The organism is Idiomarina piscisalsi (assembly GCF_002211765.1).
Lineage (GTDB): Bacteria > Pseudomonadota > Gammaproteobacteria > Enterobacterales > Alteromonadaceae > Idiomarina > Idiomarina piscisalsi_A.
Map to the genome: position 1 here is coordinate 1,219,184 of NZ_CP022133.1, position 20,323 is coordinate 1,239,506.

A 20,323-nucleotide genomic window follows, 5' to 3' on the forward strand; every position below is an offset into this window, starting at 1 on the left:
GGCTTAGAGATCAAAGTCCCCAAGATCAGAAGCATTGACTTCACTGTCAATTTGGCCAACCAGGTAAGAGGTAATTTCCGCTTCCTGAGGAGCCACCTGCACGTTGTCAGAAACCAAATACTTGTTCATCCACGGTAATGGGTTAGAGCGCATATTTTCGAACGGAGCGTCAAAACCAATGGCCTGCATACGTAAGTTAGCGATGTACTCAACGTACTGACATAACATGCTCTCGTTCAGACCAATCATTGAGCCGTCTTTGAATAGGTAGTGAGCCCACTGTTTTTCCTGCTTCACTGCGGTCATGAAAATGTCATAGGCTTCGTCGCGCAGCTCTTCGGCAATTTCTTTCATTTCCGGGTCGTCTTCGCCGTACTGCCATAAGTTCAGAATATGCTGCGTTGAGGTTAGGTGAACGTTTTCGTCACGCGCAATCAGCTTAATGATTTTGGCGTTACCTTCCATGAGCTCCCGCTCAGCGAATGCGAAAGTACAAGCAAAACTGACATAGAAACGAATGGCTTCCAGTGCGTTCACCGAGTTAATGCACAAGAACAGTTTCTTTTTAATTTCGCGCTGAGTCACATTGTATGTTTCACCGTCGACCGTTACTTCACCTTCACCGTGGGTTTGCCATAGCTGCGTGTAGAAAATAAGGTCGTCGTAGTATTGCGAAATATCGTTCGCACGAATTTTAATTTGCTCGTTAATAACGATGTCTTCAAACACTTCGCTTGGGTCAGTAAACAAGTTACGCAAAATGTGCGTGTATGAGCGAGAGTGAATGGTCTCAAAGAATGACCAGGTCTCAATCCAGGTTTCTAACTCTGGAATGGACACAATCGGCAACAACGCAATATTTGGTGAACGGCCCTGAATAGAATCCAGCAGTGTTTGATATTTCAGGTTTGAAATAAACACGTGCTTTTCGCTGTCAGTGAGTTTATTAAAGTCGACTCGATCGCGGCTTACGTCAATTTCTTCAGGGCGCCAGAAAAAGCTAATTTGTTTTTCTATAAGCTTTTCAAAAATACTGTGCTTTTGTTGATCGTATCGAGCCACATTAACCGAATTACCTAAAAACATAGGCTCGGTTAACGGATTCGTTTGTTCCTGGTTAAACGTTGAGTACGACATTTCGCAAAATCCTTCTTTTAAATTTTACAAGCGCCGCCGGCACAATCGTCATCTTCTTCAATGATGACTTCGGATGGCTGTGCACCAGGCTTTTCTGCTGTTTTACGGGCTGCGATATCTGACTGGTTATCGGCTGCACCGTCGCGCGTGTTGTGATAATAGAGGGTCTTAACGCCCAGTTTGTATGACGTTAGCAGGTCTTGTAGCAACTGTTTCATCGGTACTTTGCCCGCATCGAACTTGCCTGGATCGTAGTTGGTGTTCGCAGAAATAGTTTGGTCAACAAACTTCTGCATAATACCGACTAACTCTAAGTAACCTTTATTATTCGGAATTTGCCACAGCAGCTCGTATTTATCCTTAAGCGTCTCGTAGTCAGGCACTACCTGCTTCGTAACGCCGTCTTTTGACGCTTTCACGCTGACAAAGCCGCGTGGTGGCTCGATACCATTGGTCGCATTTGAAATTTGCGACGACGTTTCAGATGGCATAAGCGCTGAAAGGGTAGAGTTGCGCATACCGTGCTGCTTGATATCTGCGCGCAGTTGATCCCAGTCGAGATGCAGAGGCTCATTACAAACACTGTCCAGTTCTTTCTTATAAGTATCTGTCGGCATAATGCCTTGCGAGTAGGTAGTCTCGTTAAACTTCGGACACGACCCTTTTTCTTTTGCCAGGTTCATTGAGGCTTTCATCAGGTAATACTGTATAGCTTCGAAGGTTTTGTGAACCAGACTGTTCGCCGAGCCGTCAGAGTATTTAACACCGTGCTTAGCCAAGTAATAAGCGAAGTTAATGACACCAATACCTAAAGTACGACGGTTCATAGTCGCATTATACGCTGCTGGAACTGGGTATTCCTGATAATCCAGTAGGCTGTCGAGCGCACGAACGGCTAAGTCAGCCAGTTCTTCAAACTCGCCTAAGTCGCTAATTTTACCCAAGTTGAATGCTGACAGGGTACACAGCGCAATTTCACCTTCTTCGTCATTGACGTGTTGTAATGGCTTAGTTGGCAAAGCAATTTCCAGACACAGATTGCTTTGACGAATAGGCGCCACTTTCGAGTCAAACGGGCTATGCGTATTGCAGTGGTCAACGTTTTGTACGTAAATACGCCCCGTGCTGGCACGCTCCTGCATAAACAGGCTGAATAGCTCAATGGCTTTAATGCGTTTTTTACGAATGCTTTCGTCTTGCTCATACTGAACGTACAGCTGCTCGAACTTCTCCTGATCTTCGAAGAACGCGTCGTACAGGCCCGGTACGTCAGAAGGGCTGAATAGCGTAATGTAGTCGTCTTTAATCAAACGTTGATACATCAAGCGGTTGAATTGAACTCCGTAGTCCAAATGACGAACACGGTTTTCTTCAACACCACGGTTGTTCTTAAGCACCAACAAGCTTTCTACTTCTAAATGCCATAGTGGGTAGAACAGAGTTGCTGCGCCACCACGAACACCGCCTTGCGAACAGCTCTTAACCGCTGTCTGGAAGTATTTGTAGAAAGGAATACAGCCAGTGTGGAACGCTTCACCGTTTCGAATTGGGCTGCCCAGCGCACGAATGCGACCGGCATTAATACCAATACCGGCGCGTTGAGAAACGTACTTCACAATGGCGCTGGCGGTCGCGTTAATAGAGTCCAGGCTGTCGCCCGTTTCAATTAATACGCATGAACTGAACTGACGTGTTGGTGTACGAACGCCAGACATAATGGGGGTTGGTAGTGAAATTTTAAACTCAGACGTTGCATCATAGAAACGCTTGATGTAATCCATGCGAGTTGCTTTCGGATAGTTCGCGAACAAGCAGGCAGCGACTAAAATATATAGGAACTGGGCGCTTTCATAAATATCGCCCGTCACACGGTTTTGAACCAAGTATTTATTCTCAAGCTGTTTGACCGCTGCGTATGAGAAGTTCATGTCTCGCCAGTGGTCGACAATCTCATCCATTTGGTCGAACTCGGCTTCGCTGTAGTCTTCCAGTAAGTGCTCGTCATAACGGTGCTCTGCCACCATTTTCTTGACGTGATCAAATAAACGAGGTGGCTCAAACTTTCCATAAGCGCGTTTGCGTAAATGGAAAATGGCCAAACGGGCTGCCATGTATTGATAGTCAGGAGCTTCTTCCGAGATTAAATCAGCTGCCGCCTTTATAATGGTCTCGTGAATGTCTTCGGTTTTAATACCATCGTAAAACTGAATATGAGACTTAATTTCGACTTGAGAAGCGGAAACATTATGCAGACCTTCCGCTGCCCACATGATCACTCGATGAATTTTATCTAGGTTTAGCGGTTCACGTTCGCCGCTACGTTTGGTGACATACAGTTGCTCGTTCATTTTGCGCCGACTCTTAGCTTTTTGTTATAGAGATGTAGCCACAAGATATTGTGGTCATTAGTTATACAGAGTGAAATTCACACAATATCTAGTGTCTTTGATTTTTCAGTATGCTAGGTCTTAGTCAGACTTTGATCAAGCGAATTTATCGAGAAAATGAAAAGAAATTTGACGTTTAATTGTTGATTTTTTTCTAGCCTTTAATAGACGTGAGTTTGCGAGGACCTCGGCTTTTTATAACTTTTTTGTCTTTAAAAATGGGTTAATAGATCAAGGTTGTGGTAGTCCAATAATATCCAATAATTCTAATGGCGTGCTAATTCCATAGTCGGCTTTCCAGTCGGCTGGTGAGTCACTGTCACTAATATACCCATAATGGGCCAGTACCGTTGTCATTGCAGCATTACGGCCAGCCTGAATATCACGTTCAGCGTCACCCACGTAGATACAGCTTTTAGGGTTAACCCCCAGCTGCTCCGCGGCCAGAAGCAAAGGTGCAGGGTCAGGTTTTGATACACTTAGAGTGTCCCCGCAGACAACCGACTCAAAGACATTAAACTCGGGAAAGCTAGGCAGTAATTCTTGGGTCAACTGCTTAGGTTTGTTCGTAACAATCGCCACTTTTACCCGGGCTTGAATCAGAGTATTAAGTAGCGGTACAACCCCTTCGTATACATGGGTTCTAGCGGCAATGCTGTTCGAATAGGCGTCCAAAAAAGCTTTCCGTAACTCGCTTTCATGGGTCTGCAGCTCCTCTGAAAAGGCCAGCTTTAGCAAGCCTCTGGAACCATGGGAAGCAACCGGAGTGTAAATGCTTTCATGAACAGGTTCTTTACCATATAAAGCGCACACATTGTTGAGTGCGGCTCCAAGATCAGGCGCCGTGTTCAGCAAGGTGCCGTCAAGATCAAACAGCACGCCTTCGGGAAGCTTCGGGTTGTTTGCGAGATTCGTCATGAGCTATGTCAACGGCTTTTGTAAAACGGTAATGTAATTCACGTCTATGTCGGTTTCTGACAAAGTGAATCCTTTTAATGGATGGAAAGTTAATCCATTAATATCAATCTCATTAAGTCCGGCTTCATCGGTCATGCGAAGGAGTTCCGACGGCTTAATAAAACGCTGATGTTGGTGTGTTCCTTTCGGCACCCAGCCAAGTATGTGTTCGGCTGCTAGAATGCCTAACAGCCATGATTTCACGTTGCGATTTAAGGTAGAAAAAAACACCAGGCCGCCTGGTTTAACCGCTTGTGTGCAGGCATTTACAATGGACGCTGGGTCAGGGACGTGCTCCAGCATCTCCAGGCAAGTTACCGCATCATATTGACCCTCATGTTCGGCCGCGTGATTTTCAACGGCGACACATTGATAATCGACAGAAACTTCGCTTTCCAGTGCATGTAGGCGCGCTATTTTTAATGACTCTTCGGCTAAGTCAATACCGGTAACCTTAGCGCCGCGTTCTGCCATAGCTTCACTTAGCAGACCACCACCACAACCAACATCGAGAATATTTTTGCCAAATAAGCCATTAGCGTGTTGCTCAATGAAAGACAGCCTCACCGGGTTAATTTGGTGCAACGGTTTGAATTCGCCTTCCGGATCCCACCAACGCGAGGCGAGGGCGGAGAACTTAGCGATCTCTTCTAAATCGACGTTTTTTTGTTCAGTATTTTGGTTTTCTTGGGTCATGTGGTGCACTGTTGTGAGCGATAAATAACGCCGCTAGTCTACCCTAGCTAAAGAATAAGAAAAAGAGGGTGCGAGACTCGTTTCGGATGGGTACAATGACTGCATCAAAATAACAAAGATATGCGGATTTTTATTTTAGGGACTGAACTATGAGCGATCTAGCCAGAGAAGTGTCACCGGTTAATATCGAAGATGAATTAAAAAGCTCTTATCTCGATTATGCGATGAGCGTTATCGTCGGGCGTGCATTGCCTGACGTCAGGGACGGACTAAAACCGGTACACAGACGTGTCTTGTTCGCGATGAACGAGTTACGTAACGACTACAACAAACCCTATAAAAAGTCAGCGCGTGTGGTCGGTGACGTTATCGGTAAATATCACCCGCACGGTGACAGTGCGGTTTACGACACGATTGTTCGTATGGCGCAGGACTTTTCATTACGCTACATGTTGGTTGACGGGCAGGGTAACTTTGGCTCGGTCGATGGTGACTCGGCAGCGGCGATGCGTTACACCGAAATTCGCATGGCCAAAATCTCTCACCAATTACTGGCCGATTTAGACAAAGAAACGGTTGATTTTGTCGATAACTACGACGGCACTGAACGCATTCCTGACGTACTGCCAACTCGTGTTCCTAACCTGTTAGTCAATGGCTCTTCCGGTATCGCGGTTGGTATGGCAACGAACATTCCGCCGCACAACCTCACAGAAGTCATCAATGGCTCTTTGGCGATGATAGACAACCCGGACATCGATGTTGATGGTTTAATGGAATACATTCCGGGGCCTGACTTCCCAACGGCTGCAACAATTTCAGGCCGCAGCGGCGTTGTTGAAGCGTACAAAACGGGTCGAGGTCGCATTCACTTACGTGCGAAAGCGGAAGTTGAAGTCGACGAGAAAACAGGCAAAGAGACCATCATTGTTACGGAAATTCCGTACCAGGTGAACAAAGCGCGTTTGATTGAAAAAATTGCTGAATTAGTCAAAGAGAAGCGCGTTGAAGGTATTAGTGCACTGCGTGATGAGTCTGACAAAGACGGTATGCGCATTGTCATCGAAATACGCCGTGGTGACGTTGGTGAGGTGGTACTGAACCACTTATACGCAAACACCCAATTACAAGTGGTGTTTGGTATTAACATGGTGGCGCTGGATAAAAACCAACCCCGCCTATTTAATCTGCGCGACATGCTGGACTGCTTCATCCGTCACCGTCGTGAAGTGGTAACTCGCCGCTCGGTTTACGAGTTACGTAAGGCACGTGAACGTGCCCATATTTTGGAAGGCCTGGCGATATCGCTGGCGAACATCGATGAAGTTATTGAGTTAATTCGTCGTTCCCCAACACCTGCGGAAGCGAAAGCCGGCCTTATTTCCCGCGCGTGGAAACTGGGTGATGTAGCCGCCATGCTGGAAACGGCAGGTGTCGATGCGGCACGCCCGGATCACTTACCGGAAGAGTACGGCATTAAAGGTGATAACTATCACCTGACCGAAGCTCAAGCGCAAGCCATTCTTGATTTACGCTTACACAAACTCACAGGCTTAGAGCACGAGAAAATTCTCGACGAATACAAAGGCCTGTTAGAGCAAATTGCTGAACTGCTACATATTTTGCGTAGCTCAGAGCGCCTAATGGAAGTGATTCGCGAAGAGTTAGTCGAAATTCGAGATAACTTTGGTGACGAGCGTAAGACGGATATTACTTCTGCAGCGCATGATATCAGCATGGAAGATCTTATTAACGAAGAAGACGTTGTGTTGACGCTCTCTCATGAAGGTTATGTGAAATATCAGCCGCTGACTGAGTACGAAGCACAGCGCCGTGGCGGTAAAGGTAAAGCCGCAACGAAAATGAAGGACGAAGACTTCATTGAGCGTCTGTGGGTTGCTAACACGCACGACACCATTTTGTGCTTCTCGACTCGTGGCCGTATCTATTGGATGAAAGTGTATCAGCTACCACTAGCCAGCCGTGCGTCGCGAGGTAAGCCGATTGTTAACTTGCTGCCGCTTGAAGAAGATGAGCGTATTACCGCTATTCTGCCAACTCGTGACTATCCGGAAGATAAGTTTGTGGTGATGGCAACGAAGAACGGCACGATTAAGAAAACGCCATTGCCTGAGTATTCTCGCCCACGTAACGGTGGCATTATTGCCCTGAACCTGGTGGATGGTGACGAGCTTATCGGTGTTGATATTACCGATGGTAATGGCGATATTATGCTGTTCTCAGATGCGGGTAAAGTGGTTCGCTTTGCGGAAGAGCAAGTTCGCTCAATGGGTCGTACCGCAACAGGGGTTCGTGGTATTCGTTTAGAAGAAGACCAACGTGTTGTGTCACTCATAGTGCCGCGTGAATACGAAGAACAGGAAGCGGCCGTTCTGACGGTTACGGAGAATGGTTACGGTAAACGTACGCCGCTGACTGAGTATCCAGCGAAGAGTCGTGCGACCAAAGGTGTCGTTTCGATAAAAGTGAGTGAGCGTAATGGCTCTGTGGTCGGTGCGATGGAAGTTATCGACGGCAATGAAATTATGCTTATTAGTAATAAAGGCACACTGGTTAGAACTCGTGTTAATGAAGTGTCTACTGTTGGTCGTAACACTCAGGGTGTTCGCTTAATTCGCACCGCTGATGACGAAAAAGTCGTTGGCTTGCAGCGCATCGATGAAATTGATGAAGACGAAGAGCTGATTGAAGGTGACGTTGTTGCCGATAATGGCGAAGAAGACGGAGCCAACGAAGAAGGAGCGTCTGAAGAATAATGAGTGACGTATTTAACTTTTCAGCAGGACCGGCAATGTTGCCGGTCGATGTGTTAAAGCAAGCTCAGGAAGAACTTCTTAATTGGAATAACCAAGGCGTTTCTGTGATGGAAATGTCGCATCGTGATCCGGCGTATGTACGTATGGCACGAGAGGCAGAGCAAGACTTACGTGACTTAATGAACGTTCCGGATGACTACGACGTCTTGTTTTTGCAAGGTGGCGGGCGCGGCCAATTCTCAGCCGTTCCGCAAAATATCGCTTCGCCTGATTCAACGGTCGACTACCTGGATACCGGTATTTGGTCTGGTTTTGCTATACGAGAAGCTGAGAAGTTCGTCGCTAGAGTCAATGTAGCCGGGCAGGTGAAAGAGGGCGTTAAAGGCAAGGAAATTGAGTCTCCGAATGACTGGCAGTTGTCTGACAATGCAGCGTATTTTCATTATTGTCCCAATGAAACCGTGGATGGTATTGCACTTCACGATATCCCTAATGTTAATGCACCCATTGTGGCAGACATGTCGTCAAATATTTTGTCAGAGCCGCTGGATGTTTCTAAGTTCGGCGTTATTTACGCCGGCGCTCAAAAGAATATAGGTCCGTCAGGCTTCGCTATTGCCATCGTTAAACGAGACTTGCTGGGGTCACCACAGAAGCAGGTTTCATCGATTATGGACTATCAGCTTCAGGCGAAAGACGGGTCTATGTACAACACGCCTAACACCTTTGCCTGGTATTTAGCTGGGTTGGTGTTCAAGTGGCTTAAGGCGCAAGGTGGTTTGTCCGAAATGGGTCGAATCAACCATGAAAAGGCGCAGTTATTGTATGACTTTATCGACAAGTCTGACTTTTACCGAAATACCGTTAACCCGCATTATCGTTCTATTATGAATGTGCCTTTCCAGCTTGCTGATGACAAACTGGATGCTGAGTTTTTAGCTCAGGCCGAAGCAGCAGGTTTCAAAGGCTTGAAAGGGCACCGTTTTGTAGGCGGTATGCGAGCCAGTATTTATAACGCAATGCCGGTAGCCGGTGTTAAAGCGTTACTAAACTTTATGGCGGAATTTGAGAGAAGCCAAAGCTAGGCTCACAATAGAGTTAAGTTCCAAAAATAATAAGACAAAAGGCTTACGAGAATTATGAGTAATTTTGATGCATTGTCATTAGTTAACCCTGGTGTAAAACAGCTCCGTCCCTATCAAGCGGGAAAACCGGTGTCTGAATTGCAGCGCGAATTGGGTTTGCAACACGTTGTTAAATTGGCGTCAAACGAGAACCCTCTGGGGTTAAGTGAAAAAGTGAAGACGGCGCTGGAAGCCGAGCTGAATGATTTGGTTCGTTATCCGGACGCAAACGGGTATTACCTGAAAAGTCGCCTGGCTGAGCTGAACTCCGTGACAACGCAACAAATTACTCTGGGTAATGGCTCTAACGATGTTTTGGAAATTCTGGCACGGACGTTCGTTTCAGATCAGGACGAAGTCATCTTCTCACAGCATGCGTTTGTGGTTTATCCGCTAGTCACTCAGGCTATTGGTGCAAAACCTGTTGCCGTACCAGCGGTTGACTACGGTCACGATCTTGATGGTATGGCAGCAGCCATAACCGACAAGACGAAGATGATTTTCATCGCTAACCCGAATAACCCAACGGGCACTTTTTTAACGACAGCGGCGATTAAAGCGTTTTTGGATAAAGTGCCTCAGAGCGTTATTGTTGTGTTGGATGAAGCCTATTACGAATACGTACCTGAAGGTGAGCGCGCGCCGTCGGTTGAATGGATTAAAGAATACCCGAACCTTGTCGTCAGCCGCACGTTTTCAAAAGCCTACGGGTTGGCTGGATTACGCGCAGGTTATGCAGTAAGCCATGAAAGCATTGCTGATGTATTAAACCGTATTCGTCAGCCATTTAATATGAATTCTCTGTCCTTAAAAGCGGCAGAAGTCGTGTTGGATGATCATGCTTACTTGCAAAAAGCAGTTGAAATTAATGCGCATGGTATGAAACAGCTAACAGACTTTTGTGAAGATGCAGGCTTCAACTATATTCCCTCTTACGGTAACTTCCTGACCATTGAAGTCGGTCCGGATGCAGAAAAACTGTACGGTGAGCTGCTGCACGAAGGCGTGATTGTTCGTCCGGTTACTGGCTATGAGTTGCCGAACCATTTGCGTGTCAGTATCGGTTTACCCGAAGAAAACGATGCGTTTATTAAGGCGATGAAAAAGCTGCGTGGCTGAATCGATCTTCCTTGAATCCCGGAGTCAATGCAGCGGAACCGTTGTGCTTCCGGGCTCTAAAAGTATTGCCAACAGAGCGCTGTTAATGTCAGCGCTCTGCTCTGAACCTGTCCGGTTACATAATTTACTCAACAGCGAAGACACGGAACATATGCTCAATGCGCTGACTGCCTTGGGCGTTCAGTGTGAAAAAGTCGATAAGACGATGGTGGTTACCGGGCTTTCCGGTCGTTGGAAACCTGCCGAAACATCATTGCATTTAGGTAATGCCGGAACTGCCATGCGACCATTAATAGCGGCTTTGGCGTCAACATTAAGTGCGAATCAGCAAGTTGAGCTCACCGGCGACTCTCGCATGCAAGAACGGCCTGTTCAGCATCTGGTCGAAGCGTTGCAAGCACAAGGCGCAGAGGTAAGCTATAAAAAGGCGTCCGGCTTTCCCCCTGTTCTAATTAAACCGGGCCTGAACGCTGGTGATTTTTCTATTGACGGCTCCGTTTCCAGCCAGTTTATTTCCGCGTTGCTCATGGCATTACCGCTGCTAAAAGGCAACTCTACCTTAACGTTGGTGGGTGAGGTGGTGTCGAAACCTTATATCGAACTCACGTTAAAAATGTTAGCTGATTTTGGAATTGTAATAGAGCGTGTGTCTGAAAGCCGTTTTCATATAAAAGGCAGCCAGTCTTATGTATCTCCCGGTAATTATCATGTTGAAGGTGATGCCAGCGGTGCTTCCTACTGGATGGCTGCGGCATTGCTCGGTGGGGGACCGGTTACTATCGAAGGTGTCGGCGCTGCTTCTATTCAGGGTGATAAAGCGTTTACTGAGGTCATTCAGGCAATGGGCGGCAACGTTGATATGGGCCAGCACCAAATGACAGTAACAGGCTTCGGACATATTAAAGGTATTGAGCAAGACTTTAATGCTATTCCGGACGCTGCAATGACGGTTGCTCCGTTAGCGTTATTTGCCGACAAACCGACCATTATTCGCAACGTTGCTAACTGGCGTGTAAAAGAAACAGACCGATTATCGGCAATGGCGACAGAGTTACGAAAGCTGGGGGCAGAAGTAGAAGAGGGTGTTGATTACATAAAGATACACCCGGTTCAGCAATGGCAAAGCGCTGAAATAGATACCTATAACGACCACCGGATGGCCATGTGCTTCTCGTTGGTCGCTTTTTCTCCCGTTGGTATCACTATTAATGATCCTGACTGTTGCCGTAAAACGTATCCCACTTATTTCCAAGAGTTTTCACGAATCTGTCAAAGTTACTGATTAAACTCAGCCTTCCTGTTATTTCGTGCGTCTGATTAATGCAATTTTTTTACAAATGCGTATAATTGCGCCGCTAAAAGCTGCAATACGCACAGCAAATTGAGGATTTTATGGCAACGCATATCCCCGTCATTACAATTGATGGTCCTAGTGGTGCAGGGAAAGGCACTATCAGTCGGTTACTCGCAGAAAAGCTGGGGTGGCACTTGCTCGACAGCGGTGCAATTTACCGTGTTTTGGCCTTGGCTGCGATACATCACGACTTCACGCCGGAAGATGAGGAAAGCCTGGTGGCTTTAGCCGCTCATTTGGATGTTAAATTTGAAGCCGACGAAGAAAAGTCACTGACACATATTATTTTGGAAGGCGAAGACGTTACGTTAACTATACGCACAGAAGAAGTCGGTAATATGGCATCGAAGATTGCGGCCCTACCGCGTGTGCGCGAGGCGTTATTGCGTCGTCAACGCGGCTTTAAGGAATTGCCTGGTTTAGTCGCTGATGGTCGCGATATGGGAACCGTGGTGTTCACTGACGCCGACGCAAAAGTGTTTTTAACCGCGTCCGCCGAAGAACGCGCCCAAAGACGCTTTGATCAATTGAAGGAAAAAGGCTTTGATGCTAATATTGATCAGTTAGTAAACGAAATTAAAGAACGCGATGATCGCGATATGAATCGCTCTGTGGCGCCATTGAAGCCCGCGGAGGGTTCTTTGTATTTAGATTCTACTGATACGCCGATTAAAGACGTATTGGAACAAGTATTGACGTTTGCCCACAGCAAACTCTCAGAAACTAGCTAGGGCCTGGCCCTAATTAGGGGTTCACAGTAAGGATACAGGTGAACATTTTTAATAACCCCGCTGCATACGGAATTTCAGTGGACGTCATTTATTAAGCGAAGTTAATTATTATGTCAGAAAATTTTGCACAGCTGTTTGAAGAAAGCCTGAAAGAAGTCGAAACTCGTCCGGGCTCTATCGTAAAAGGCACAATCGTTGCTATCGAAAAAGACTTAGTATTAGTTGATGCAGGTCTTAAGTCTGAAAGTGCGATTCCTGCAGAACAATTCCGCAACGCTGAAGGTGAGCTTGAAATCAACGTCGGTGACGAAGTTGACGTAGCCCTTGACGCTGTTGAAGACGGCTTCGGTGAAACGATTCTTTCACGTGAAAAAGCGAAGCGCTATGAAGCTTGGCTGCAGCTGGAAAAAGCACACGAAGAAAACGCAACAGTTACCGGTTACATCTCTGGTAAAGTTAAAGGCGGCTTCACAGTTGACCTTGGCGGCGTTCGTGCGTTCTTACCTGGTTCATTGGTTGACGTACGTCCAGTACGTGAAACGACCCACCTTGAGAACAAAGACTTAGAATTCAAAGTTATCAAGCTTGATCAGAAGCGCAACAACGTTGTTGTTTCTCGTCGTGCTGTTATCGAGAAAGAAAACAGCGCAGAGCGCGAAGAGCTGCTTGAGAACTTGCAAGAAGGTCAGGAAGTACAAGGTATTGTTAAGAACCTGACTGACTACGGCGCATTCGTAGATTTAGGCGGCGTAGACGGCCTATTGCACATCACCGATATGGCTTGGAAACGTGTTAAACACCCAAGCGAAATCGTGAACGTTGGCGATGAAATCACAGTTAAAGTATTGAAGTTTGACCGTGAGCGCACTCGTGTATCTCTTGGCCTGAAGCAATTAGGCGAAGATCCGTGGGCAGATATCGCAAACCGTTACCCAGAAGGTCACCGTTTAACTGGTCGTGTTACGAACTTGACTGATTACGGCTGCTTCGTTGAAATCGAAGAGGGTGTTGAAGGTCTTGTTCACGTTTCTGAAATGGACTGGACTAACAAAAACGTTCATCCTTCTAAAGTGGTTAACCTTGATGACACTGTTGAAGTTATGGTTCTGGAAATTGACGAAGAACGTCGTCGTATTTCTCTTGGCCTTAAACAGTGCAAGCCTAACCCTTGGGAAGAGTTTGCTAAGAACCACAATAAAGGCGAGAAAGTTACCGGTAAAATCAAGTCAATCACTGACTTCGGTATTTTCATTGGTCTGGACGGTGGCATCGACGGCTTGGTTCACTTGTCAGACATCAGCTGGAACACTCCAGGTGAAGAAGCGGTTCGCGATTATAAGAAAGGCGAAGAAGTTACCGCTGTTGTCATGCAAGTTGACGCAGAGCGTGAGCGTATCTCTCTAGGTATCAAGCAATTAGAAGAAGATCCGTTTAACAATTACCTGGCAGCTAACAAAAAAGGTGCTATTGTTGAAGGTACAGTAACTGAAGTTGACGCTAAAGGTGCTAAAGTTGAATTAGCAGAAAGCGTTGAAGGTTACGTACGTGCAGCAGACATCGCACGCGACCGCGTTGAAGATGCAAGCACTGAATTAAGCGTTGGTGATAAGATCGAAGCTCGCTTTATGGGCGTTGACCGCAAAAACCGCACTCTGAGCCTGTCTATCAAAGCGAAAGACGAAGCTGAAGAGAAAGAAGCGGTAGAAAGCGTTAACAAACAGCAAGACAGCTCTGGTATCAACAGCGCTATGGCTGACGCGTTCAAAGCGGCAAAAACTGACGACTAAGACAGTTTTTAGTCGGAATAAACGGCTTTATCAGGAGGTAAGTTATGACAAAATCAGAGCTAATTGAACGGTTAACTTTGAAGCATGAGTTGCCTCCTAAGCAAGTTGAAGCTTCTGTTAAAGAAATTCTCGAACAAATGGTGCAGTCCCTGTCTCAAGGGAAGCGCGTTGAAATTCGAGGTTTTGGAAGCTTCTCTTTGCATTATCGTGCGCCACGTGTTGGCCGTAACCCGAAAACAGGGGAACCGGTAAACTTAGATGGGAAATACGTTCCTCATTTTAAAGCTGGCAAGGAGCTGCGTGAGCGCGTCGATTTATAAAGTGGTTTTTACGCTCGATTGATAAAAACGGCATGCTATACTGGCATGCCGTTTTTTTATAAATAACAGGTAAGCGAACATGCTCAGGAAGTTGCTTATTCTTATTCCCGTTTTGGCTATATTCCTTTTAGCCTTGGCGTTTGGAGCCCAAAATACGCAAGTCATAAATGTCAATTTATTGGTTCTGAATGCCGACATGACCGTTGCGTCGTTATTGGCAATCTTCTTTGGTAGCGGTGTATTAGTCGGATTATTGGCGATGTTGTTATCCAATTTATATTGGCGTTATCGCTGTCGAAAACTTTCAAAGCTGTTGTCTAAACAGCAAAGTAAGTGAGACAGCGCTGAATGTTAGAGCTTCTTTTCTTGCTTCTTCCAATTGCTGCCGCCTATGGTTGGTTCATGGGGCGCAACAGTGTGCGTACAGAAGAAAGAAGAGAGCAAAAGCGATTTTCAAAACAATACGCAACCGGTATTAACTTACTACTCTCTGATCAGCCTGATAAAGCGGTCGATTTATTTGTCGAGTTGCTTGATGTCGATAGTGAAACCATAGAGACACACTGGACGTTGGGTAAGTTATTTCGTCGTCGGGGTGAAGTAGAGCGGGCGATTAAAATACATAAGAATCTGACATCATTACCTAACCTGTCTGAAACCGACCGCCTTACTGCAATGTACGAGTTAGGCAAAGATTATTTAGCGGCGGGTATCTATGATCGTGCAGAGAAAATGTTTCATGGTTTACAAAGCAATAAGCTTTTTAAAGAACGCAGCCAGAAGCATTTACTCGAGCTTTATGAAGCTACCCATGAGTGGGACAAAGCTATTATTGTTGCGTTAAAGCTGATAAAGCAGGACGCAGCGGTAAAAGTGACATTGGGCCAGTTATATTGCGAAGTGGCTGAAACTGTCGACCCGATTTCAGGTAAAATAAAGTACTTCAATAAAGCGTTAAAGCAAGATTCGGGGTGTGTACGGGCGTCGTTATCGCTGGGGAAAATCTATCTGGAGCAGAGCGAAAATAACCTAGCAATAGAGCATTTAACGAAAATAATTGAACAAGACAAGGCGTACGTTTGCGAAACTATTCCGTTGTTAGAGCAAGCATTTGAAGCTAAGAAAAACCGTCATGGCTTTGTCGACTACTTGCATACCTGTGTCGAACGGGAGGCGGGTATTACTGCGGTTATCAAGTTGTCGGAAAAAATGGCTGAGTCGCAAAGTATTGAAGATGCCGAAAGCTTTATGGCGACTGCATTGGAGAAACATCCAACGATGCGCGGTTTCCACCATTTGATGGGGCTTCATATACAGGCAGCCGACATAGGCAGCGCCAGAGACAGTCTTAAACGATTGCAAAGAATGGTGCACGAACATATAGTTCAGCGACCAAATTATAAGTGTTATCACTGTGGTTTTTCAGGACACACACTGTATTGGCAGTGCCCGTCATGTAAAAGCTGGTCAACAACAAAACCGATATTTGGATTAGATGGTGAATAGTCGAATGGAATTACCGAAAGTTTATGTTGCTCTCGATTACCAAAATGCGTCCGACGCAGATCTATTGATCAATCAGCTTGCTCCAGGGAAAGTAGGCTTAAAGGTTGGGAAAGAGTTGTTTACATCTGCTGGTCCGGAGTGGGTGAAAGGACTTGTACAAAAAGGCTTTTCTATTTTTTTGGATTTAAAGTTTCATGACATTCCTAATACCGTCGCGAAAGCCGTTACCGCGGCGGCTAAGCTTGGAGTCGACGTTGTTAACGTGCATGCCAGTGGTGGTAGCCGCATGATGAAGTCGGCTGCAGAAGCTCTAAAAGGTTTAGATGCTCAGCCGTTGTTAATCGCTGTTACAGTATTGACCAGTATGGACGAAGATGATTTAAAAGAGTTGGGCATTTCTAAGACAATTAATGAGCAAGTTGAATACTTAGCGAGTTTGGCCAAATCATCAGGTTTGCAAGGGGTAGTTTGTTCCGCTCAGGAAGCAAAGATGTTGAAAGCAGTTTGCGGTAAGGACTTTAAACTTATGACCCCTGGTATTCGTCCTGAAGGCAGCAATAAAGATGACCAGCGTCGTACGATGACGCCTCCTGAAGCAGTCTCCGCGGGGGTTGATTACATGGTGATAGGGCGACCTATTACACAATCCTCAGACCCGGCAAAGGCAGTGGACGATATACTTGCGAGTATAGCTTAGTGACTTACCAATCTGTCTTATAAGTCGTAATTTGAATTAGCCTCAGCAAAAACCGTTTATAGTATGGCCACTGCAGTGACGCAGTGGTTTTCAAAAAGGATGAACATACTATGAAATTAAAAATGCTACCAATTGTTGTGGCTTCATTTATTGGTTTTTCAGTTCAGGCAGTACCCATCGTTTCTCCCTCGCCAATTGCTTTGCAAGCAGAAGCTCAAACCGGCGTAAACATTAATACTGCTTCGGCTCAGGAAATAGCGTCAGCATTGGTCGGTATTGGCGTTACAAAAGCAGAAAAACTGATTGAAATGCGAGAGCAGCTAGGTGGGTTTACCGAGTTAGAGCAGTTATTAGATGTAAAAGGAATAGGCTTGAAAACGCTTGAGAAGAATCGCGACAATATTCGTTTGAATTAGTGATAATGAAGAGAATAAAAAAAGCCAGTAAACAGGGAATGTTTACTGGCTTTTTTGTGTTAGTCACATTTTGTCATTTCAGAAAATGAACGTGAGCGGGCATTTGCATAGCCTGCAGTTTGTTCATCTTTCACGAACGCTAAACGTGTTTCCTCTGAGGCAACGTTTAGTGCTTGAAAAGGTGCTTGTCTTTCAACGGCTGAGGCTTTAGTCATTGGAGAAAATGCAGAGCCGCTCAACTTACGTGCCGGAATAATAGGCGCATCGTCTTGTTCTTTATTTTCACGATTTTGCTTGCGTTGTTGACCAGCTGCCCTCTGATGTCTTGGTGAGCGACGTGCTCGGTTGCGTGCCTTTTTCTCTTCGGCATCACTTTGAGGCGTATTCTCAGCAGACTCTGTTGAGTCACCTTTCAACGGCGCTTCTTTCTCAGACTCCGTTGTTTCTGACTCAACCGCATCGTTTGACTCAGAAGCCTTTGTCTGTTCGCTGCCAGTTTCAGGCGTTTGATCCGTCGCTCCCTGAGTATCAGGCTCTGGAGTGGGTTCGGCTTTAGTCGCGACTTCTTCCGGAGTAGAGTGGTCCGCTGTTTGTTCGTCGGAGTCTTTACCAGATTCAGCAGCCGATTCTTCAGCAGGCTTCTGCTCATTTACTGGCAGGTGTTCGTTGTTTTCAACAAGTTCCGCCGCTGCCTTCATTCGAGGATCTAACGCGCGTTGTTGAGTCGCTTCGCTATTGCCTTTTTCGGACTCAGTGTTTTTCTTAACGCTAGTTGAATCGGCTTTTTGTTCAGGCGCTTGGCGAGCCTCAACATTCTTAGCCGCAGGTTCCTCCTGCTTTGCCGGAGACGATTGTACTTGTTGCTCTAAACCTCTCTCATCTCCTTTTACGCGAACGGATTTGTCCATCGGTTTACGTTGACGGCGAGGTTTAACTTCCTGTGTCTTCTCCGTAACAGCTTGTGATTGAGCGTTTTGCTCAGACGTTTGTTGCTGATTTTGAGCACTAGCATTTTGTGTGTTTTGTTGATTACGATTGCGGCCACCGCGACGGCGGCGATCATTTCTGTTGCGGTTCGGCTTATTATTAGACCCTTTTGTATCGTCCGTATTTTTATCGGATTTAGCAGAGTCTTCAGCCGTCTTATCGGCTGGGTTATTACGACCTTGCTGCTGGCGGTTAGCAGGGCGACGGCCTCGGCCACGTCGGTTATTGTTGTTGCGACGTTGATTAGGGCGACGTTGATTTGAACTCTGCTTATTTTTGTCGTTCTCTTCTTCGCTTTCAAACAGCTTGCTCAACCAAGTTGATAAGCGCTTCAATAAAGAAGGTTTTTCAGGTCGCTTCGGCGCCGGTGCTGGAGTCGGTGCGGCACTTGGTGCCTGCAGGCCTTTAAGAGCTGGCTCATCAAATTTAGCGGACTCTTGGGTTAGCGTAATAGAAACCGGTGATTCGTGTTGCTCGGGCTTTTGAACCAGTTCAAAGCTGGCCGCTTCCGGCACTTCATCATCGCGAATACGCAGTACTTCAAAGTGTGGCGTTTCTAAATGATGATTTGGAATAATAACGATTTTAACGTCATGGCGTTTTTCAATATGGTTCAGCGACTGACGTTTCTCATTCAGTAAATAGGTCGCAACGTCAACGGGCACCTGCGCATGAACTTGTATCGTGTTGTCTTTCAGCGCCTCTTCTTCAATAAGCCGCAAGATAGACAACGCTAAAGAGTCGCTTGAACGAATGGTCCCCTGGCCGTTACAGCGTGGACAAACGTTATTGGCAGACTCACCCAGTGACGGGCGCAACCGTTGACGCGACATCTCCATTAAGCCAAAGCGAGAAATGCGGGCTACCTGAATGCGTGCCCGATCTTGCGCAAGGCTGTCACGTAAACGGTTTTCGACATCACGCTGGTGTCTGGCTGGTGTCATATCAATAAAGTCAATAACGACTAAGCCACCAACATCACGAAGTCTCAGTTGACGAGCAATTTCTTCAGCTGCTTCCAGGTTTGTCTGCAAAGCGGTTTCTTCAATGTCACCGCCCTTGGTCGCACGAGACGAGTTGATATCAATTGAGGTTAGAGCTTCGGTCGGATCAATAACAATTGAACCACCTGAAGGTAGGCGAACTTCACGTTGGAACGCTGATTCAATTTGACTCTCAATTTGGTAATGGCTGAATAAAGGGACATCGCCTTCATATTGCTTAACGCGCTGCAAGAAGTCAGGGCGAATAATTTGGATATGGTTACGCACCTGTTCGTAGACTTTTGGGCTATCGATAAGCACTTCGCCAATGTCACGGCGTAAATAGTCACGAAGGGCGCGGAAAATAACATTACTTTCCTGATGAATTAGAAATGGGGCAGGGCGTTCAGTAGCGGCTTTGCTAATCGCTTCCCAATGATGAATAAGAACATTTAAGTCCCATTCTAACTCTTCTTTAGATTTACCAACGCCTGCGGTACGGACAATAAGGCCCATTTCTTTGGGTACATTAATTTCCGATAAGGCTTCTTTTAATGCTGAACGTTCGTCACCTTCTATACGACGAGAAATACCCCCAGCCCGAGGGTTATTCGGCATTAATACAAGGTAGCTACCCGCCAGAGAAATAAACGTGGTGAGTGCAGCGCCTTTTTGGCCACGTTCTTCTTTATCAATTTGAACGATAACTTCCTGACCTTCAGAAACAACGTCTTTAATGTTTGGACGTCCCTGGAAGGTATAGCCTTCAGGAAAATAGGTTTTGGCAATTTCTTTTAATGGAAGGAAGCCGTGACGCTCTGCGCCATAGTCGACAAAAGCGGCCTCTAGGCTAGGCTCTATGCGGGTTATTTTACCTTTGTAGATATTTGCTTTTTTCTGTTCATGTCCCGGACTTTCAATGTCCAGGTCGTAAAGGCGCTGGCCATCTACCAGTGCCACACGCAACTCTTCTAATTGCGTGGCATTTATTAGCATTCTTTTCATTACTGTGACTCAATGTTTTCGGGCCACAATATGACACACGCACTCTGGTGTCCGTGCGATTATCGAATTCGTCTGTTGTACAGGCTTATGACCTGTGCCACCCGTTATTGAAACGTGTGGTTAAAATGATTTTGACTGTGCCGATAACACCATTATGTCCGGTGTCATATTGTCGCTATATTATACGTCTGCAATCGCTCTTTCTTTTGAGCGAGGTTCTCTGTTCTTTTTCCGTGCCATCAACATCTCGGATTTTGTTTATTGTCTTTGAAAGACTTTTCAACCGTACGCTGATGTGGATAATGCGTCGCTCTGTTGACACGATTGCGCGAATTAGTTT

General features: G+C 46.1%; 16 protein-coding genes. 11 read left to right on the forward strand and 5 right to left on the reverse strand.

Annotation, left to right across the window (positions count from 1 at the left end; all coding sequences use genetic code 11):
• Nucleotides 1-3: 3 nt before the first annotated feature.
• The 4 genes from nrdB to ubiG form a co-directional block, all read right to left on the reverse strand.
• A complete protein-coding gene (gene nrdB, locus CEW91_RS05900; protein ID WP_088768106.1) occupies nucleotides 4-1,137 on the reverse strand; it encodes a class Ia ribonucleoside-diphosphate reductase subunit beta in 1,134 nt (377 codons plus the stop codon).
• Between the two features lie 17 nt (nucleotides 1,138-1,154).
• Nucleotides 1,155-3,485, reverse strand: a complete 2,331-nt coding sequence (gene nrdA / locus CEW91_RS05905; RefSeq protein WP_088768107.1) for a class 1a ribonucleoside-diphosphate reductase subunit alpha — start codon at nucleotides 3,483-3,485, stop codon at nucleotides 1,155-1,157.
• A 270-nt stretch (nucleotides 3,486-3,755) separates the two neighbouring features.
• The gene (locus tag CEW91_RS05910; RefSeq protein WP_088768108.1) at nucleotides 3,756-4,442 is read right to left on the reverse strand and encodes an HAD family hydrolase; all 687 of its coding nucleotides are present in this window, start codon (nucleotides 4,440-4,442) and stop codon (nucleotides 3,756-3,758) included.
• 3 nt (nucleotides 4,443-4,445) lie between these two features.
• Nucleotides 4,446-5,177 carry a bifunctional 2-polyprenyl-6-hydroxyphenol methylase/3-demethylubiquinol 3-O-methyltransferase UbiG gene (gene ubiG, locus CEW91_RS05915; protein WP_088768109.1) on the reverse strand — a complete coding sequence of 244 codons (732 nt, stop codon included), beginning with the start codon at nucleotides 5,175-5,177 and terminating at the stop codon, nucleotides 4,446-4,448.
• Nucleotides 5,178-5,326: 149 nt separating this feature from the next.
• Between ubiG and gyrA the strand changes: the two genes are divergently transcribed.
• From gyrA to CEW91_RS05970, 11 genes are all read left to right on the forward strand, one after another.
• Nucleotides 5,327-7,954 carry a DNA gyrase subunit A gene (gene gyrA, locus CEW91_RS05920; RefSeq protein WP_088768110.1) on the forward strand — a complete coding sequence of 876 codons (2,628 nt, stop codon included), beginning with the start codon at nucleotides 5,327-5,329 and terminating at the stop codon, nucleotides 7,952-7,954.
• Nucleotides 7,954-9,039, forward strand: coding sequence for a 3-phosphoserine/phosphohydroxythreonine transaminase (gene serC / locus CEW91_RS05925; RefSeq protein ID WP_088768111.1), 1,086 nt, complete (start codon nucleotides 7,954-7,956; stop codon nucleotides 9,037-9,039). Before gyrA ends, serC begins: the two co-directional genes overlap by 1 nt.
• Nucleotides 9,040-9,093: 54 nt before the next feature.
• Nucleotides 9,094-10,197: a histidinol-phosphate transaminase gene (hisC, locus tag CEW91_RS05930; RefSeq protein WP_088768112.1), complete on the forward strand. Its 1,104-nt coding sequence runs from the start codon at nucleotides 9,094-9,096 to the stop codon at nucleotides 10,195-10,197.
• Nucleotides 10,190-11,479, forward strand: coding sequence for a 3-phosphoshikimate 1-carboxyvinyltransferase (aroA, locus tag CEW91_RS05935; protein WP_088768113.1), 1,290 nt, complete (start codon nucleotides 10,190-10,192; stop codon nucleotides 11,477-11,479). The genes hisC and aroA overlap by 8 nt, the downstream gene beginning before the upstream one ends.
• Before the next feature lie 110 nt (nucleotides 11,480-11,589).
• Nucleotides 11,590-12,282: a (d)CMP kinase gene (gene cmk, locus CEW91_RS05940; protein ID WP_088768114.1), complete on the forward strand. Its 693-nt coding sequence runs from the start codon at nucleotides 11,590-11,592 to the stop codon at nucleotides 12,280-12,282.
• Nucleotides 12,283-12,392: 110 nt separating this feature from the next.
• Nucleotides 12,393-14,069, forward strand: a complete 1,677-nt coding sequence (gene rpsA / locus CEW91_RS05945) for a 30S ribosomal protein S1 (RefSeq protein WP_088768115.1) — start codon at nucleotides 12,393-12,395, stop codon at nucleotides 14,067-14,069.
• A 44-nt stretch (nucleotides 14,070-14,113) separates the two neighbouring features.
• Nucleotides 14,114-14,389, forward strand: coding sequence for an integration host factor subunit beta (locus CEW91_RS05950; protein ID WP_088768116.1), 276 nt, complete (start codon nucleotides 14,114-14,116; stop codon nucleotides 14,387-14,389).
• A 79-nt stretch (nucleotides 14,390-14,468) separates the two neighbouring features.
• Complete coding sequence (locus CEW91_RS05955; RefSeq protein ID WP_088768117.1) at nucleotides 14,469-14,726, forward strand: lipopolysaccharide assembly protein LapA domain-containing protein; 258 nt, start codon at nucleotides 14,469-14,471, stop codon at nucleotides 14,724-14,726.
• 11 nt (nucleotides 14,727-14,737) lie between these two features.
• Nucleotides 14,738-15,895, forward strand: a complete 1,158-nt coding sequence (gene lapB, locus CEW91_RS05960) for a lipopolysaccharide assembly protein LapB (RefSeq protein WP_088768118.1) — start codon at nucleotides 14,738-14,740, stop codon at nucleotides 15,893-15,895.
• A 4-nt stretch (nucleotides 15,896-15,899) separates the two neighbouring features.
• Complete coding sequence (gene pyrF / locus CEW91_RS05965; RefSeq protein WP_088768119.1) at nucleotides 15,900-16,592, forward strand: orotidine-5'-phosphate decarboxylase; 693 nt, start codon at nucleotides 15,900-15,902, stop codon at nucleotides 16,590-16,592.
• Between the two features lie 110 nt (nucleotides 16,593-16,702).
• Nucleotides 16,703-17,008 (forward strand): ComEA family DNA-binding protein, encoded by a 306-nt coding sequence (locus tag CEW91_RS05970; protein ID WP_088768120.1) that lies wholly within the window; start codon nucleotides 16,703-16,705, stop codon nucleotides 17,006-17,008.
• 59 nt (nucleotides 17,009-17,067) lie between these two features.
• On the opposite strand, the gene rne is transcribed toward CEW91_RS05970, so the two are convergent.
• A complete protein-coding gene (gene rne, locus CEW91_RS05975; protein ID WP_088768121.1) occupies nucleotides 17,068-19,983 on the reverse strand; it encodes a ribonuclease E in 2,916 nt (971 codons plus the stop codon).
• Nucleotides 19,984-20,323: the final 340 nt, after the last annotated feature.

Coding starts and splice junctions, on each gene's coding strand:
- nrdB (WP_088768106.1), bottom strand. CDS start 1,137: ATGTCGTACTCAACGTTTAACCAGGAACAAACGAATCCGTTAACCGAG.
- nrdA (WP_088768107.1), bottom strand. CDS start 3,485: ATGAACGAGCAACTGTATGTCACCAAACGTAGCGGCGAACGTGAACCG.
- CEW91_RS05910 (WP_088768108.1), bottom strand. CDS start 4,442: ATGACGAATCTCGCAAACAACCCGAAGCTTCCCGAAGGCGTGCTGTTT.
- ubiG (WP_088768109.1), bottom strand. CDS start 5,177: ATGACCCAAGAAAACCAAAATACTGAACAAAAAAACGTCGATTTAGAA.
- gyrA (WP_088768110.1), top strand. CDS start 5,327: ATGAGCGATCTAGCCAGAGAAGTGTCACCGGTTAATATCGAAGATGAA.
- serC (WP_088768111.1), top strand. CDS start 7,954: ATGAGTGACGTATTTAACTTTTCAGCAGGACCGGCAATGTTGCCGGTC.
- hisC (WP_088768112.1), top strand. CDS start 9,094: ATGAGTAATTTTGATGCATTGTCATTAGTTAACCCTGGTGTAAAACAG.
- cmk (WP_088768114.1), top strand. CDS start 11,590: ATGGCAACGCATATCCCCGTCATTACAATTGATGGTCCTAGTGGTGCA.
- rpsA (WP_088768115.1), top strand. CDS start 12,393: ATGTCAGAAAATTTTGCACAGCTGTTTGAAGAAAGCCTGAAAGAAGTC.
- CEW91_RS05950 (WP_088768116.1), top strand. CDS start 14,114: ATGACAAAATCAGAGCTAATTGAACGGTTAACTTTGAAGCATGAGTTG.
- CEW91_RS05955 (WP_088768117.1), top strand. CDS start 14,469: ATGCTCAGGAAGTTGCTTATTCTTATTCCCGTTTTGGCTATATTCCTT.
- lapB (WP_088768118.1), top strand. CDS start 14,738: ATGTTAGAGCTTCTTTTCTTGCTTCTTCCAATTGCTGCCGCCTATGGT.
- pyrF (WP_088768119.1), top strand. CDS start 15,900: ATGGAATTACCGAAAGTTTATGTTGCTCTCGATTACCAAAATGCGTCC.
- CEW91_RS05970 (WP_088768120.1), top strand. CDS start 16,703: ATGAAATTAAAAATGCTACCAATTGTTGTGGCTTCATTTATTGGTTTT.
- rne (WP_088768121.1), bottom strand. CDS start 19,983: ATGAAAAGAATGCTAATAAATGCCACGCAATTAGAAGAGTTGCGTGTG.